The organism is Chryseobacterium taiwanense, assembly GCF_000813825.1.
Lineage (GTDB): Bacteria > Bacteroidota > Bacteroidia > Flavobacteriales > Weeksellaceae > Chryseobacterium > Chryseobacterium taiwanense.
In genome coordinates this window covers 1-15,699 of sequence record NZ_JWTA01000008.1, presented here as the reverse complement: position 1 = coordinate 15,699, position 15,699 = coordinate 1, and the positions used below count along the sequence as shown (strand labels likewise).

General features: G+C 34.9%; 13 protein-coding genes. 1 reads left to right on the top strand and 12 read right to left on the bottom strand.

What is annotated here, in order from left to right; all coding sequences use genetic code 11:
• Nucleotides 1-30: 30 nt before the first annotated feature.
• From RM51_RS10690 to pckA, 10 genes are all read right to left on the bottom strand, one after another.
• The gene (locus tag RM51_RS10690) at nucleotides 31-420 is read right to left on the bottom strand and encodes a hypothetical protein (RefSeq protein ID WP_039368902.1); all 390 of its coding nucleotides are present in this window, start codon (nucleotides 418-420) and stop codon (nucleotides 31-33) included.
• Between the two features lie 34 nt (nucleotides 421-454).
• Complete coding sequence (locus RM51_RS10685; protein ID WP_039368899.1) at nucleotides 455-2,962, bottom strand: cation-translocating P-type ATPase; 2,508 nt, start codon at nucleotides 2,960-2,962, stop codon at nucleotides 455-457.
• A 61-nt stretch (nucleotides 2,963-3,023) separates the two neighbouring features.
• Nucleotides 3,024-3,488: a heme-binding domain-containing protein gene (locus tag RM51_RS10680; protein ID WP_039368896.1), complete on the bottom strand. Its 465-nt coding sequence runs from the start codon at nucleotides 3,486-3,488 to the stop codon at nucleotides 3,024-3,026.
• A gap of 39 nt (nucleotides 3,489-3,527) precedes the next feature.
• Nucleotides 3,528-4,673 (bottom strand): efflux RND transporter periplasmic adaptor subunit, encoded by a 1,146-nt coding sequence (locus RM51_RS10675; RefSeq protein ID WP_039368891.1) that lies wholly within the window; start codon nucleotides 4,671-4,673, stop codon nucleotides 3,528-3,530.
• A 2-nt stretch (nucleotides 4,674-4,675) separates the two neighbouring features.
• On the bottom strand, nucleotides 4,676-9,019 hold the full coding sequence (locus tag RM51_RS10670) for a CusA/CzcA family heavy metal efflux RND transporter (protein ID WP_039368888.1): 4,344 nt from the start codon (nucleotides 9,017-9,019) through the stop codon (nucleotides 4,676-4,678).
• 139 nt (nucleotides 9,020-9,158) lie between these two features.
• Entirely contained in the window at nucleotides 9,159-9,545 is a 387-nt protein-coding gene (locus RM51_RS10665) for a hypothetical protein (RefSeq protein ID WP_039368885.1), read from the bottom strand.
• A 251-nt stretch (nucleotides 9,546-9,796) separates the two neighbouring features.
• On the bottom strand, nucleotides 9,797-10,393 hold the full coding sequence (locus RM51_RS10660) for a class I SAM-dependent methyltransferase (RefSeq protein WP_039368882.1): 597 nt from the start codon (nucleotides 10,391-10,393) through the stop codon (nucleotides 9,797-9,799).
• Nucleotides 10,394-10,487: 94 nt separating this feature from the next.
• The gene (gene gcvT, locus RM51_RS10655; RefSeq protein WP_039368879.1) at nucleotides 10,488-11,588 is read right to left on the bottom strand and encodes a glycine cleavage system aminomethyltransferase GcvT; all 1,101 of its coding nucleotides are present in this window, start codon (nucleotides 11,586-11,588) and stop codon (nucleotides 10,488-10,490) included.
• A 3-nt stretch (nucleotides 11,589-11,591) separates the two neighbouring features.
• On the bottom strand, nucleotides 11,592-11,972 hold the full coding sequence (gcvH, locus tag RM51_RS10650; protein ID WP_039368877.1) for a glycine cleavage system protein GcvH: 381 nt from the start codon (nucleotides 11,970-11,972) through the stop codon (nucleotides 11,592-11,594).
• A gap of 27 nt (nucleotides 11,973-11,999) precedes the next feature.
• Nucleotides 12,000-13,589 carry a phosphoenolpyruvate carboxykinase (ATP) gene (gene pckA / locus RM51_RS10645; protein WP_039368876.1) on the bottom strand — a complete coding sequence of 530 codons (1,590 nt, stop codon included), beginning with the start codon at nucleotides 13,587-13,589 and terminating at the stop codon, nucleotides 12,000-12,002.
• A gap of 162 nt (nucleotides 13,590-13,751) precedes the next feature.
• On the opposite strand from pckA, the gene RM51_RS10640 reads away from it, so the two are divergent.
• Nucleotides 13,752-14,330, top strand: coding sequence for a hypothetical protein (locus tag RM51_RS10640; protein WP_039368872.1), 579 nt, complete (start codon nucleotides 13,752-13,754; stop codon nucleotides 14,328-14,330).
• Between the two features lie 43 nt (nucleotides 14,331-14,373).
• On the opposite strand, the gene RM51_RS10635 is transcribed toward RM51_RS10640, so the two are convergent.
• Nucleotides 14,374-15,093: a YoaK family protein gene (locus RM51_RS10635; protein ID WP_039368868.1), complete on the bottom strand. Its 720-nt coding sequence runs from the start codon at nucleotides 15,091-15,093 to the stop codon at nucleotides 14,374-14,376.
• 71 nt (nucleotides 15,094-15,164) lie between these two features.
• The coding region (locus RM51_RS10630) for a pyridoxal-phosphate dependent enzyme (RefSeq protein ID WP_039368867.1) at nucleotides 15,165-15,699 on the bottom strand (535 nt) is incomplete at its 5' end.

Sequence of the window (15,699 nt, the reverse complement as noted above, 5' to 3'; positions counted from 1 at the left end):
TCTGTAAATACAAATCAAATTAGGACTGAATTATGAAAAAGAAAACCTTGGCGGCTCCCAAACGGAATTCAGAAAACCTTTACAGAAAAGATTTTCGTCTTTTGAAGGAATTTTATGAAATTTCAATAATCTGAAATGATAAGTTGCAGTTTCAAAACTGAATCCCTGATTAATTGTAAAAACCAAGGATAAAGGCGCAGAATGTATGATAAATGGAAGTCTCTGATCTTTTCCGTAATCACCGTCTTTCACAGGATGGTCGTAATGTGTTCTCAGAAATGCAGTAAGCGTCATATCCGGGTTCAACTCTTTATGCTCAATGTAATGTTCAACAAGTTCCGGGATTTTCAAAAGCTGATATAATTCGGTTGTGGAAACCAAATATAAAAATAACAACAATATGGAAATCAACTTTTTCACAAATCAAAATTATAAAATATTCTATTAAGAATACTTATTTTTTTCCTGTATACCTTTTTACAAGTTTATAACCCTCAAACCATAGCACTGAAATAGCCGCAACAAGCAATGTTATCCCCAGTTCTTTTACAGTAAGAGGTGTTATACTAAAGAATCTTGATACTGGGTTCACATAAAGAATAATAAATAACAGCACAAGAACCAACGCCGAAATCCCCATCAATAAGAAATTACGATTTTTAAAGCTTTCAAATATGCTATAATAGAAAGATCGGTTCACCAGACTTAATAATATATTTGCAAATATCAAGGTACTGAAAACCAAAGCTCTTGTTTTTGCCTCATCATTTCCAAGATCAACAGAATACTGGTACATCCATAATATTCCTCCCGTAATAACCAACCCCTGAATGATACTTACCGTAAGCTCTCTCCAGTTTAAAAAAGTTTCTGTAAGTGCTCTAGGAGGTTTCTTCATTGCATTTTTTTCAATAGGCTCATTCTCATATACAATGGAACAGGTAGGCCCCATTACCAGTTCGAGAAAAATAACATGAACCGGGGTAAATATGTGAGGAAATATCCATCCTAAGAATAATGGTAAAGAAACCGTTAGGATAATAGGAATATGAATGGAAATAATATACTGCACTGCCTTTTTGATATTGGCATAAATTCTCCGTCCGGCAGCAATTCCTACCACCAGCTTTTCCAGATCATCATTCGTAATTACCAAAGCTGCAGCCGATTTGGCAATCTCAGTCCCTTTATTTCCCATTGCCACTCCTATGTGAGCTGCCTTTAATGCAGGTCCGTCATTCACTCCATCTCCCAACATGGCTACTACATTGCCTTGTGCTTTCAGAGCATTCACCACTTCCAGTTTTGCTTCGGGAAACATTCTTGTAAATAACGTTGTATTTTCAGAGAGATTCATCAGGTCATCTTCAGAACTTGAAGCTATTTCACTTCCATTAATTGCCGGACTTTCATTTATAATTCCTGCCTGCATTGCAATCGCCTTTGTCGTATCTGCATTATCTCCTGTAATTACTTTTACCTTAATCCCTGCATCATAAATATGCTGAAACACATTTTTTATTCCTTTTTTAGGAGGATCATAAAATACAGTCAATCCTAAAAATTTAAATGTAAAATCCTGTTGCTTTACAGGAAAATTATTTCCTTCGAAATGGGATTTAGCTACGCCAAGAACACGATATCCCTGTTCTCCGAATTCTTTTATGACTTCTCGTACTTTGCTTTTTTCTTCTTCTGAAAGGTCAGAAACATTAAGAATGGCTTCAGGGGCTCCTTTAGCAGCAATAATTCTGTCTTTTTGTTCATTCTCGAAAAGATGCGTCATCATCGGAGGTTTTCCTTCTAATGGATATTCATGAAATAACTGGTAATCTTTTCTTTTATCTGAATCCTGAGTTTGTTCGTACACCTTATGCAAAGTTATTTCCATCGGATCAAAAGGTACCGGCTCACAACTCCACATCGCATAATCAATAAGTTCATCCAGTTCTTTTATTTTAAATTCTTCCTGCTCGTAAATGGTATCAGATTGATAATCATAAAGATGTTTTAACTGCATGGAATTTTCAGTGATCGTTCCCGTCTTATCTGTACATATTACTGTAACACTTCCCAATGTCTCAACAATGCTGCTTCGTTTGATAATGATTCCTTCGCGCATCAGCTTCCATGCACCTAAAGCCATGAAGGTTGTAAAAGCAACAGGAATTTCCTCAGGAAGTACAGACATCGCCAATGTAAGACCACTTAATAAACTGGTAACAAAATCTTCCGTTTTAATATAGCTGAAAACACATACTGCCATAAAGATAACCAACCCGATAATAGCCATACCTTTTACAAAACTCCTGATCTGAAGTTGTAAAGGCGAAGCTTCTTCCTTTATCCCCAGAATAGATTGCCCTATTTTCCCTACTTTGGTTTCTTTTCCTATACTTTCAACTACAAAAACTGCAAGTCCGGAAACCGTAATGGTTCCACTATATACTTTATTATCTTCCGATTTACTATCCTTGAAAACAGAAAAACTCTCTCCTGTCAGTGAGGATTGATTAACGGAAAAATCATTACTGTGGACAATCTTCCCATCGGCATTGATTAAACTTCCTTCCTCCGTAATACAAAGATCACCGACAACGATTTCAAAAGTGGGAATTTTCACCACCTTTGAATTTCTAATTACCTTACTTAAAGGCTCATTAAGCTTTTCGAGTTCTTCAAGTGCTTTCTTGCTCCGGTTATCCTGATAAAAGGAAATAGCAGTCACACCTACTATCGCCACAAACATAAATACAGCTTCTCCATAATCGCCTATAACTACATAAATGAGGGAAACACATATCAATAAAATAAGCATGGGTTCTTTCAGGATACTAATAAGCATACCTATCCATGTTTCCTTCTTCACCACTTCTAATCTGTTATAACCATATTTTTTTCTGGAAGCCGTAACCTCAGCTTCTGTAAGCCCTTTCAGGTCTTCAGGTATATTGTAATTCATGCGAGATGGATGTAGTATTAAATTTACTGAAAGTTTTTTTAATTAATGTTTTTATTCGCTGTTACCTAATATGTTTTTTAACTTCAGATACCCATTTTTCTATTTCCGATTGATCTGCAGAAGATAATTTTGTATTATGATGGATAACCGTATACGATCTTAGAGGCATTTCTCCACTTCTTACCGTTTCAGTAATTTCGTCTAATTTTTTCAATTTCTTTTCTTGAGAATAGGTATTGAATTCATCAAAATTCAAATGCCTTTTTCCAGAATTGACATGATCAGCCAACCACCATTTTACCGGCTGTATATTATTATACCATGGATAAGCTGTATTATTAGAATGACAATCATAACAGCTTGTTTTTAATAAACCCTGTACATGAGAGGATACCTGATAATGTTTTTCAATTGCATTTTCCGAAGGAGAAGCTGATATATTTTTCTCCGTATCAAAAAATTGGATAACAATTATTAATAGGGCGATAAATCCAAGCCCGTTTTTTATTAAAGATGATGTTGTCATTATTTTAATTGATTTTTAAAGTACTTATTCATTTATGAGTTATTCTCCTTCTGTATTTTTAAGCTTCATAAGAAGTATATAAGCATTTTTGATTACTATTTTTTTATTATTAAAATCATTAAAATTAAGGATCTGTATGAATCCGTTTTCAGTTTCACCTAATTTTACAGAAGTCAATCTGTAGGTTTGTTTTTTATCTTCCACGAAAACAAAATCTTTCCCTTCAAAATTGACAATACTCTCTTCAGGTACGGCATTGGAGAAAGCAGTACTCGTTTCTATTTCTGCATTCATATACATTCCCGGCACAAGGTTCTGGTCGTATTTTTCAAAATGGCAATGTACTTCAGCCCAACCTCCGGGATTAACATCTTTACTTACCAATAAGATTTCTCCGTAGTATTTTTTATCAGGAGAAGTATTGGTATATGCTGTGAACCGCTGCCCTTTGTTCAGGTTTTTCAAATCCTTTTCATAGACTTTAAGAGTAAGGTGAATATCATCAGGATTAATTAATTCAAAAAGTACATCGGATGGATTTACATATTTCCCGATATTCACATTTACCTTGCTTACAAAGCCATTGATACTGCTGTAAACGGGGACACTTTTCGTAATGTTTCCGGAACTTAGTGACTCGGGATTGATATTGATAAGACGAAGCTGTTGAGCCAGAGAGTTCATTAAGATTTTCTGGCTGTTCATTTCAGATTGCGCCTGCTGCATCACCTTATCACTGGTTGCCTGGCTTTGGTTCAATGTTTTCTGACGGTTATAATCTAATTGGGTAAAATGCACTTTAGATTTTGCCATCAGATAATCCTGTTGAAGCTGAATAAACTGCGGATTTTCGATAACTGCAATCACCTGACCTTTTGATACTGGTTTGCCAGGAAGTAAATTACTGGATTTGAGATAACCTCCCAAAGGAATACTTACCGAAACCAAATTTTGTGGTGGAACATCAATCATCCCGTTAAGCTTTAAAACTGAAGAAATCTTCTGTAAAGAAAGCGTTGTTGTTTCTATCGGAGCATTTCGCAACTGTGCATCCGTAAGAACCACTACATTTTCATCTTTCGGCTTGGCAGAAACCGATTCTGTTTTTTCATGGTCTTTACATTGGTAAAACAGCAGCAATCCTACGGATAGAGAATATGATATAATTTTAAGTTTAAGTTTCATTGTTAAGGGTTTAAAGTAAGATATTCCAGTTCTATAGCAATTTGATTCAGTTTCCAGACGGCATCTGCATAATTATTCTTTAAGGCAACAGCCTGATTGACCAATATGACAAACTCTAGGTAATTAATTTCACCAGCCAGAAACTGTTTCTTAGCTGTTTCAGTAATGACATCGGCATTTTTCAGCTCTGAGCTTTCATATTGGGAAACAATATCAAGATTAGTCTGGTAGATATTAGTGATTTTTTTAAGCTGATTCTGTAGGGTAAATTCTGTATTCGCCAGATCATTTTCAACAACTGATTCTGCAATCTTTGCAGCCTGTATTCTTGACTTCTGACCTCCTGAAAAGACAGGAACCGAAACGCCCAGTTGTACAGAATGAAACTGTGGTGCAGATCCATAAACTTTATCATCAGCTCCCATTCCTCTGAAACTGTTAAGATTATAAGCCAACTGAAGACCGGGAAGCATTTTTGCCTTTTCAAGAGCAATCTGCTGCTCAGAAACATTTTTCTGCTGTTGTAACAATTTAATAGCAGGATGTAAGCTAAGTTCAGTTTTAGAAACTCCATTAAATAATTTCTGATCTTCAGGTAAAAAATCTGTTTCGGTATTCAAGAGCCACTGCAACTGATATCTCAGAACAGAAAGTTCCTGTTGTAATTGTTTTAACTGAATTTCTATCGCTGATTTCTGATTGGAAGCTGTTGTTTTTTCCAGAATATTACTCTCACCTGCTTTTAAACGAATGCTTGCTTTGTTCAGAAAATCGGTGTACAGTTTTAATGTTTCATGAAGAAGCTGCTCCTTGTCTTTCCAATACAGGATATTATAAAAGGTAAGACTCACGGCTTTCTTCAGCTCATATTCTTTAAGAGAAACATTTAACAAAGATCTTTTCCATTCTTCAGTATATACATTTCTCTGTTTTTTATACACTGTTGGAAACGCAATGTTTTGGGAAATTCCGAATTTCATATCGTTGTAAGCACTATTGACCTGCCCGTAATCCATTGAAATTCCTGTCTGCGGAATATCATTCGCAGATTTGATTAATGCTTTTGAATATTCTGATTTCAGTTTTTCATTTTTAAGATTTCTATTATTCTCCAGTGCTGTATTAATAGCATTTTGCAGGCTGATCGGAGTTTGGGATTTAACACCGGTTCCCATTACGCTAAAAATCAAAATCAATACAGCTGCAAAGTTTTTATGATTATTTTTTTTCATTTTAAATCCTTTTTCAATATTTACGTAAAGCAATGGTAAAACGAATAGGGTAAGAAAAGTCGCTACCATCAACCCACCAATAACAACAGTTGCCAAAGGTCGCTGAACTTCTGCTCCGGCACCACTACTGACAGCCATTGGAATAAATCCTAATGAAGCCACAAAAGCCGTCATCAGAACGGGACGAAGTCTTGATTCCCCTCCGTCTATAACAATTCTTACTATATTTTTAATTCCTCTTTTATGAAGACGGTTAAACTCTGAGATTAAAACAATTCCATTTAAAACCGCCACTCCAAAAAGTGCGATAAATCCTACTCCGGCACTGATACTGAAAGGCATACCCCGCAATGCCATCAGAAATACTCCACCAATAATAGAAAGTGGAATTGCAGTATAGATAAGTAAACTTTCTTTAACGGAATTAAAAGCCAGAAACAGCATAACGAAAATAAGAGCCAATGCAATCGGAACAGCAATCATAAGACGCTGTTTGGCATTATTAAGATTTTCAAATGATCCTCCGTAGGTCATATAATATCCTGTGGGAAGTTTCATTTTTTGATCGGCTTTGCGCTGTAGCTCTTCCACAATACTTTGTACATCTCGTCCTTTTATATTGAAGCCTACCACAATTCTTCTTTGAGCGTTTTCCCTCTGAATTTGGTTGGGGCCATTTTTCACTTCTACTTTGGCAAGCTGAGAGAGCGGGATCTGATTTCCGGAAGGAGTAGGAACCAGGAGATTCTTAATATCGGTAACATTTTTCCGATTCTTGGTATCAAGCCGTACTACCATGTCGAAACGTTTTTCACCTTCAAAAACCAATCCTGTACTTTGTCCTGCAAATGCTGTATTGACAATCCTATTGATGTCTGAGATGGACAAATGATACTGAGCAATCAAAGGGCGGTTATATTCTATAATAACTTGTGGCATTCCGGAAATAGGTTCTATATAAAGATTCTGAGTTCCATCCACAGTCTCTATAATTTTTCCAAGCTTCTGGGCATATTGTGAAAGAACATCCAGATCTTCTCCAAAAATCTTGATAACAACATCCTGTCTTGCCCCGGTCATTAATTCATTAAAACGCATCTGAACAGGGAACTGGAAACTGGCGGTAATTCCCGGAACATCCTGAAGTTGTTTCCCCATTTTATCTGCCAGTTCCGGGAAAGAGGAAGCTGAAGTCCATTCTTTTTTATCTTTTAAAATAACCATCATATCTGAAGCATCCATGGGCATTGGGTCGGTAGGAACTTCCCCACTTCCGATCTTTGTCACAACTTTTTCCACTTCAGGAAATCTTGATTTAAGAATATGAGCCGCCTTCTGGGTACTTTCAATCGTCGTTGTAAGATTACTTCCCGGCAAAACTCTTGTGTCCACGGCAAAATCGCCTTCTTCAAGAGATGGGATAAATTCCCCTCCCATTCTGGATAAAATGAAAACGGCCATTATAAACAGGACAGCCACAATCGCAAAAATCGTTTTCGGAACTCTAAGAAGCTTAAGCAAAGTATGAAGATAAATCTTCTCCACTTTCTTCATAATTCTATCTGAAAAAGTAGGTTTTTCACTTCTTTTTTTCAATAAAACAGCACTCATCATCGGGATATACGTTAATGACAATAAAAATGCGCCCAGTAATGCAAAAGCAACGGTCTGAGCCATTGGTTTGAACATTTTTCCTTCAATTCCCTGTAGGGTAAGAATCGGTAGATAAACAATCAGGATAATGATCTGTCCGAAAACCGCACTGTTCATCATTTTTCCTGCAGAGTGAATAACGACGGTATCCATTTCTGCTGCTCCAACAGAAAAAATCTTTTTGAATTTTGAATTATGACTGAACTGATGTAATATAGATTCTACAATAATCACCGCACCATCGATAATCAAACCGAAATCCAGAGCTCCAAGACTCATCAGATTACCACTGACTCCGAAAAGATTCATCATACAAATTGCAAATAACATAGCAAGAGGAATCACTGAAGCCACCAGTAAACCGGCTCTTATATTTCCAAGGAATAATACAAGAACAAAAACAACGATCAATGCTCCTTCTGTAAGGTTCTTTTCAACAGTACCAATAGCATTATTCACCATTTTGGTCCGATCCAGGAAAGGTTCTATTACCACTCCTTTTGGAAGCGTCTTCTGAACCTGAGTGATTTTCTCTTTTACATTTTTAATCACCTGGTTACTGTTTTCACCTTTAAGCATCATAACGACCGCTCCAGAGACTTCTCCTTCATCATTAAAGGTCATGGCTCCGTATCGGGTAGCAAAACCCGGCTTTACTTCTGCAATATCTCTTATAAACAGTGGAACATCGTTTGTTTTTGTAGCGATAGAAATATTTTTAATTTCTTCAATGTTCCCTACCAGACCTTCACTTCTGATGTATAAAACGGTAGGTCCTTTTTCAATATAAGCGCCTCCTGTATTTTGATTATTAGCTTGTAGGGCATCGAAAACATCATTAATGGTAATTTCATAAGCATTCAACCTATCCGGATTGACTGCAATCTCATATTGTTTTAACTTTCCTCCAAAGCTGCTGACTTCTGCAACCCCTTTTACACCTAAAAGCTGCCTCCTTACAATCCAATCCTGAATTGTACGAAGCTCCGTAATATTATATTTTTTTTCATATCCTTTTTCAGGTCTTATTACATACTGAAAAATTTCACCTAGCCCAGTGGAAATAGGTCCTAGTTGGGGATTTCCTATCCCTTGTGGAATGACAGCCTGTACCTGCTGCAGTCTTTCCGCAACCTGCTGTCTGGCCCAATAAACGTCAACATTATCTTCGAAGACAATGGTAACAAGAGATAGTCCAAATCTGGAAAAACTTCGGATCTCTTTTAGTCCTGAAATATTATTATTAGCCTGTTCTATAGGAAAGGTAACAAGTCGTTCTATATCCGTTGCCCCGAAAGAAGGTGCAATGGTAATAACCTGTACCTGATTATTGGTTATGTCGGGTACCGCATCTATCGGTAATTTAGTGACCTGATAGGAACCAATTCCAATAAGCCCTAATACCAACAATGCAATAATGAGTTTATTCTTTACAGAAAACTCAATGATTTTTGTAAGCATAAATGATTAATTATTAATCTTAATTATTGAGATAAGTTTTAGGCACTCTGAAGCACACGATGAATACATCTGCATCTTTTGCAGATAATTTATGGCAAAGCAGAATACCCTCAATCAGAGGATGATTGAGAAAAATAGATTAAGATTGATGAAATCTTGGGGGCTCCCAAATAGAATTTAAAATTTCCTTATTATAAAGTATATTTTTATAAAGGATTTGTTTTATGCCAATAGGATTAAATACCTTTTCTAAGCAATGAAGATCTAAAATTGGATTAACGGTAAATGCAACAGAAAGAGGACTTGCGTGTGAAACAAAAGGTAGCTTCTGATCCTGATCATAATCATTATCTTTAACCGGATGATCATAATGCATTTTCAGAAATGCAGTAAACGACATTTCAGAATTAAGGTTTTTGTGCTGAAAATAATGCTCAATGAGAATCGGCATTTTCAAAAGCTGATATAGTTCGGTTGTAGAAACCAAATAAAGGGATAACAACAATATGGAAATCAGCTTTTTCACTGTATCAAAATTACGAAATATTTCATTAAGAATGATTTTAAATAATCTAATTTGTACAATATTTTACACTGTATTTTTCAAAATAGTACTACTTATAATAATGAAAAGTATTACTACAAAAATGTAGTAATACTAAAAAAAAATACATAATATTCAGACCTATGTATTCTGTTGACAAATAAGATTTCTCAATATTGTCATTTTATTTTTTCTTCCACAACACAAATTATCGCTCAGAAGAATTTTGTTTTTCACCTTACTTTTTCCCAAAAATTCAATAATTTATCACAAGCAGTATCAATTAGATTAAAACTATTAGGAATTTCATCCCACTTACTCCAATAGGTAACCAGACGTGTGCCTACCGGTGTTGCATCAAGCTGTTCCCGTACATACTCCGAATAATCATAGTATAAATCTCTATCATGAATAATTGTATCATCAATTGAGCATGAAGTATCTATATTCTCATAAAAAGAATTAAAAAAATAGAACGCTTCATATTCTAAAAAAGAGATTTCTTTTATATTTAAATTAATAAAATCAACGTTTGATATATTGTGTTTATCAGCTATTTTTTTTGATATTTTAGTTAGAGATGTTCTTTGCTCAACTCCGTAGAATATACCATCTGTAGAAGCAGCCCCCACGAGACAAAACTTACCTGCTCCAGATCCAATATCCAAAACTTTTCTATCGGTATCATCAACCAAGTATTTTGCAGCCATCTTAGCAACTGCAACTGGAGTCCAATGACGCTGCGATAACGCTTTTATATGTTCGGGATATATTTCATTAAAAGCATTATCATCAATATCTATATTTAATTTAAGGTATTCAAAAATCATTCTATCATTCAGTTATACTCTCATTATTTTGATCAATTATAATAAAATAAACATCATCCAACAATATGCAAAAATTGGTAGTATCAGAAGGAAGTTATTTTACATTAACGAAGGGAAGAGACACTATTATTGCTTTAGTCGGTTTATTTCTAATGTTAATAAAAATCTCATTTCCTACAGCGGAATTTTCAACAGAAATGTATCCCATCCCAATCGGTATCTTAAGTGTTGGTGACATCGTTCCGGAGGTAACAGTTCCTAAGATTTCTTGATTTTCATTCCAAACTTCGTAACCATGGCGAGGAACACCTTTATCAATCATTTCAAATCCCACTAACTTTTTGGATATCCCTTTTTCTTTTTGAATTTTTAAAAATCCACTATGAACAAAGTCTTTATTAAATTTAGTAATCCAGCCTAGCCCAGCTTCTAAAGGAGAAGTATAATCATCAATATCGCTTCCATACAAACAGTAGCCCATTTCCAATCTTAATGTATCTCTTGCTCCTAATCCTATGGGCTCTATTCCTTCTTCCTTCCCAGCTTCGAAAATAGCTTCCCATAAATGTGCAGCATATCTGTTTTCAACATATATTTCGAATCCTCCTGCTCCTGTATATCCCGTAGCAGATAGTAAAGCATTAGGAATATGGGCTAATTCGCCAATGGTAAAAGTATAATATTCCAAGTCTTTTAAACTGACATCCGTCAATTTTTGCAAAACCTGTTGGGCTTTTGGTCCCTGAACTGCTAACAATGACATCGAATCTGAGATATTGCTAACCTGTGCATCAAAGGAATTCTGTTCATGAATCCAGTTCAGGTCTTTTTCTATATTTGATGCATTAACGACCAATAAGTAATCGTCCTTACTGATCATATATACTAAAAGATCATCGATTATTCCTCCTGTGTCATTAGGCATGCAACTGTATTGTACCTTTCCCGGAAAAAGTTTTGCTGCATCATTGGAAGTAATCTTCTGAATTAATGATAAGGCTTCTTTTCCTTGTATCAGAATTTCTCCCATATGAGAAACGTCAAATACACCCACCCTATTTCTTACAGTTTCATGTTCATGATTGATACCTTTGTATTGAACAGGCATTTCATAGCCTGCAAAATCAACCATTTTTGCTCCAAGCAAATGATGTATTGCATTAAATGCCGTTTTCTTAATTTTTACTGTTTCCATCTGTTATAAACCAATTAAAGAAGCATATGATTCAACTTTCAAGAGTTCCTCCGAATCAGATATATTATTAATCTTTATTTTAATCATCCATCCCTCTCCGTAAGGGTCAGAATTTACTAATTCAGGATTTGATTCCAATTTTGGATTGATTTCCAATACTTCACCTGCAAGCGGCAAGAAAAGATCTGATACTGTTTTCACTGCTTCAACAGTCCCAAATACTGCATGCTGTTGTAGATTCTCCCCAAGAGTTTCAATTTCAACATATACAATATCCCCCAATTCATGTTGTGCAAAGTCAGTTATTCCAATATATGCTATATCATTTTCTACTTTCACCCATTCATGGTCTTCAGTATACAAAAGATTTTTAGGAATTTCCATTTCTATTTGTTCTTTATTTTGATTGATTTATTTTTTTTGAATAGGCCCCCCTTCTATAATTTCATTACTGGCAAAAGATTCAAACTCTTTAAAGTTCTCAGTAAATTGATTAGCTAGATGTAGGGCTTTTTTATCATATTGAGATGAATCAGCCCAAGTATTTTTAGGATTCAGGATTTCAGAAGGAACACCTTCACACTGTACAGGCATTTGAAGACCAAAGACAGTATCACTTATAAAATCTACATTTTCGAATTTGTTTTCTAATACTGCAGTAATCATAGCTCTTGTGTATGACAGTTTTATACGTTCTCCTACTCCGTAAGCCCCTCCTGACCAACCTGTATTAATCAGCCAAACGTTTACATTATTTTCATTTAGCTTTTTCCCTAAAAGTTCAGCATATTTTGTTGGATGAAAAGGAAGAAAAGGTTTTCCAAAGCATGCTGAAAATGTGGTCTGTGGTTCAGTAATTCCGGCTTCGGTTCCAGCTACTTTTGCGGTATATCCTGAAATAAAATGATACATCGCCTGACCAGTTGTTAGTTTTGAAATCGGAGGCAGTACGCCAAAAGCATCGCAGGTCAAAAAGAAAATATTATTGGGAATCCCCCCAACAGAAGGATGGATCGCGTTATCAATAAAGTCGATCGGATAGGCAGCTCTCGTGTTTTCAGTTACAGAAGTATCATCATAATTAACAATGTCTGTTCCGTCAAAAAAACGTACGTTTTCAAGCAACGTACCTGAACGAATCGCACCGAAAATCTGAGGCTCTTTTTCTTGACTTAAATTTACACATTTAGCATAACATCCCCCTTCAAAATTAAAAACATTATCGTTATCCCATCCATGCTCATCGTCTCCTATTAATTTTCTGGCCGGATCTGCTGAAAGTGTCGTTTTTCCTGTTCCGGAAAGTCCAAAAAACACAGAGGTATCTCCGTCATTGCCGACATTGGCAGAACAGTGCATTGATAAGACTTGCTTCTCATGCGGAAGAATATAATTCAATACTGTAAAAATGCCTTTTTTAATTTCACCCGTGTATGCACTACCACCAATAAGAATGATTTTTTTTGTGAAGTTGATAATCGTAAAATTATGCTGACGGGTTTTATCAGTTTCAGGAACAGCTTTGAAACTTGGTATTGCAAGGATGAGCCATTCATGTTTAAATACCTCAAGCTCTTTTTCATTAAGCCTTAAAAACAAGTTGTTGGCAAACAAGCTTTGCCATGGATTTTCAGTAATAACTCTGATATTTAAACGATACTCAGATTTTGCACAGGCATAAACATCTTTAACATAAATTTCACGTTCTGAAAGATGATCAACGAGACGATTATATAATCTGTCGAAATCTTCAGGCAGAAACGGATGATTTACGTCTCCCCACCAAACCGAATTTTGGGTATTTTCATCTAAGACTACATATTTATCTTTTGGGGAACGCCCTGTGAACTCACCGGTATCGCAAGCCAATGCCCCTGATTCAGTTGTAATCCCCTGCCCTTTTCTTAAGGTTTGCGAAATTAACTGGGCTTCTGATAGATTCCAAAAGATCTCTTTTGGGGATAGAATTCCGATTTCCTTTAAACTTTCTAAATGATTCATTTCTATGATCAGATTTTTACTTTCGAGCAAAAGTAGTCCCTTTGTCAATAAATTTTCATGATCTATCTTTTTGTAAAATTTGATTTAAGTCAAAATTTTAGAGAATCAAAATAACATACTTTAATAAGAATTTATCACTATTTTAATCTCGAATTATTACCAATGGTACATCTGCAAAAAGAACTTACAAAAACGGGATTCAGTATTAACCCGTTAAGCCATATTATCAAAAAGAAACAAGGAAAATCAGATTTCAATACATTAAAATACTTTTGTATTTTACTAATACTTGATGACCTTACAATTACTATTGAAGAAGAAACTTATGAAATAAAAAGTAATAGTCTTGTTTTTATAGGTCCTCATAAAATGCTCTCTTTTCGTGAATATAAAAGAAAAGAAATTTTTATTTACTCTTTTTCTTCTCTGTTTTATGAACAATATTCTAATAACCCTACTTACCTCTATTCCATTCTGTTTTTTAACTCCAGAACAGATATTTTCCATATTTCTTATGTTGATGCTTCCAAAAACATGATAAAATACTATTTAGTAGAAAGGCTTTATAATTTTCAAAACAAAAATGAAGAGCTTTTTATTTCTGCAGCTTATACGATCATTAAATCGCTAATTCTTGATGCATCTTTAGCCCTTAATAGTAAGATAAATGAGAAAACTGAAAAGCCTCAGTATACTACTAATATATTAACTTCATTTAATATGAAAATTAAAATGAATTAGTTTTCAACGTGCTATACTCAGCAATTAAGTCGAACAAATTACTTCATCTTAACTTTCTTTTCAATACATAATATTTATATAATATTCTATCATACCAGATGATGAAAAAAAGTAATCCTACAGAGAATAATAATGTTTTTATGTATAAGATTTCATAAATAAAACCTCCTGTTACACCTCCTGAAAAAAAACATAGTACAATTACAATTTTTAAGATGATACTTTTTTTTAGGTGGTTGTATACAATTCCCTTGCGATAAAAAAACAATTTTGACATTTCAATCCCTAAGTCAGTGAAAATACCTGTAAGATGTGTCGTTCTTACCACTGATTGAGATACTCTTGTTACTAAAGAATTCTGTAATCCCATTGCAAAAAGTAAAAGACAAGCAATTATATTTTGACTGATTGTTATTTTCAAATCAGCTGATAGTCCAATGAAGCCTAAAATACAAATTTCTATCAGTAAAGGAATAAGATGAGATCGTATTTTTCTGAACCCGGATACAAATTCTACCAGAAGACTCGAACAGAAAGCTCCTAGCAAAAAACATCCAATAAATAAAAGGTAGACAACAGCGGCGTAATAATCTTTCAGCACTACTTCTTCAGAAAAAAAAGCAAAATGCCCAGTAATATTCGTTGTTAATATTTTAATTGATAATACTCCAACAATATTAACTGTTCCTGCAACAAATGAAAGAAGTGATGCTAATTTAAGATTATGAAAATAAGTTCTGTTTTTTCCTCTATGTCTAAACATCTATACTGTATTTGACTGTTACAACAGAAACGTCAATATCTGTTACATGATCTTATCCGAAATCTTATATTTTACTTAATGAATTCCGTTTTGAAAACTTCATCATAATTATGAACACAGTTGTTGACAAATCCCTGTTCAGCCATCCATTTGTCACTGTACACTTTGGTAATGTATCTTGACCCATGATCCGGATAGATTAAAACAACGATATCGTTTTCAGCAAATTCGTGAGATTGTGCATACTGCATCAATGCCTGAGTAACCGCTCCGGTTGTATAACCTCCCATAATCGCTTCTTTCAAAGCAATTTCGCGGGTTCTGTAAGCAGACATTTCGTCATTCACTCTCACAAACTCATCAATTTTATCAAAAAGTAGGGCAGAAGGAATTAAATTTTTTCCCATTCCCTCAATCTGATAAGGATGAACATCTTCTTTATGAATCTCACCTGTCTCGTGATAGCTTTTAAGAATAGAACCATCGGCATCTACACCGATCACTTTGATATCAGGATTTTTTTCTTTTAAAAATTTAGCTGATCCGGATAAGGTTCCACCTGTTCCAGTACAGGCAAAAAGGTGTGTGATCTTACCTTCTGTCTGT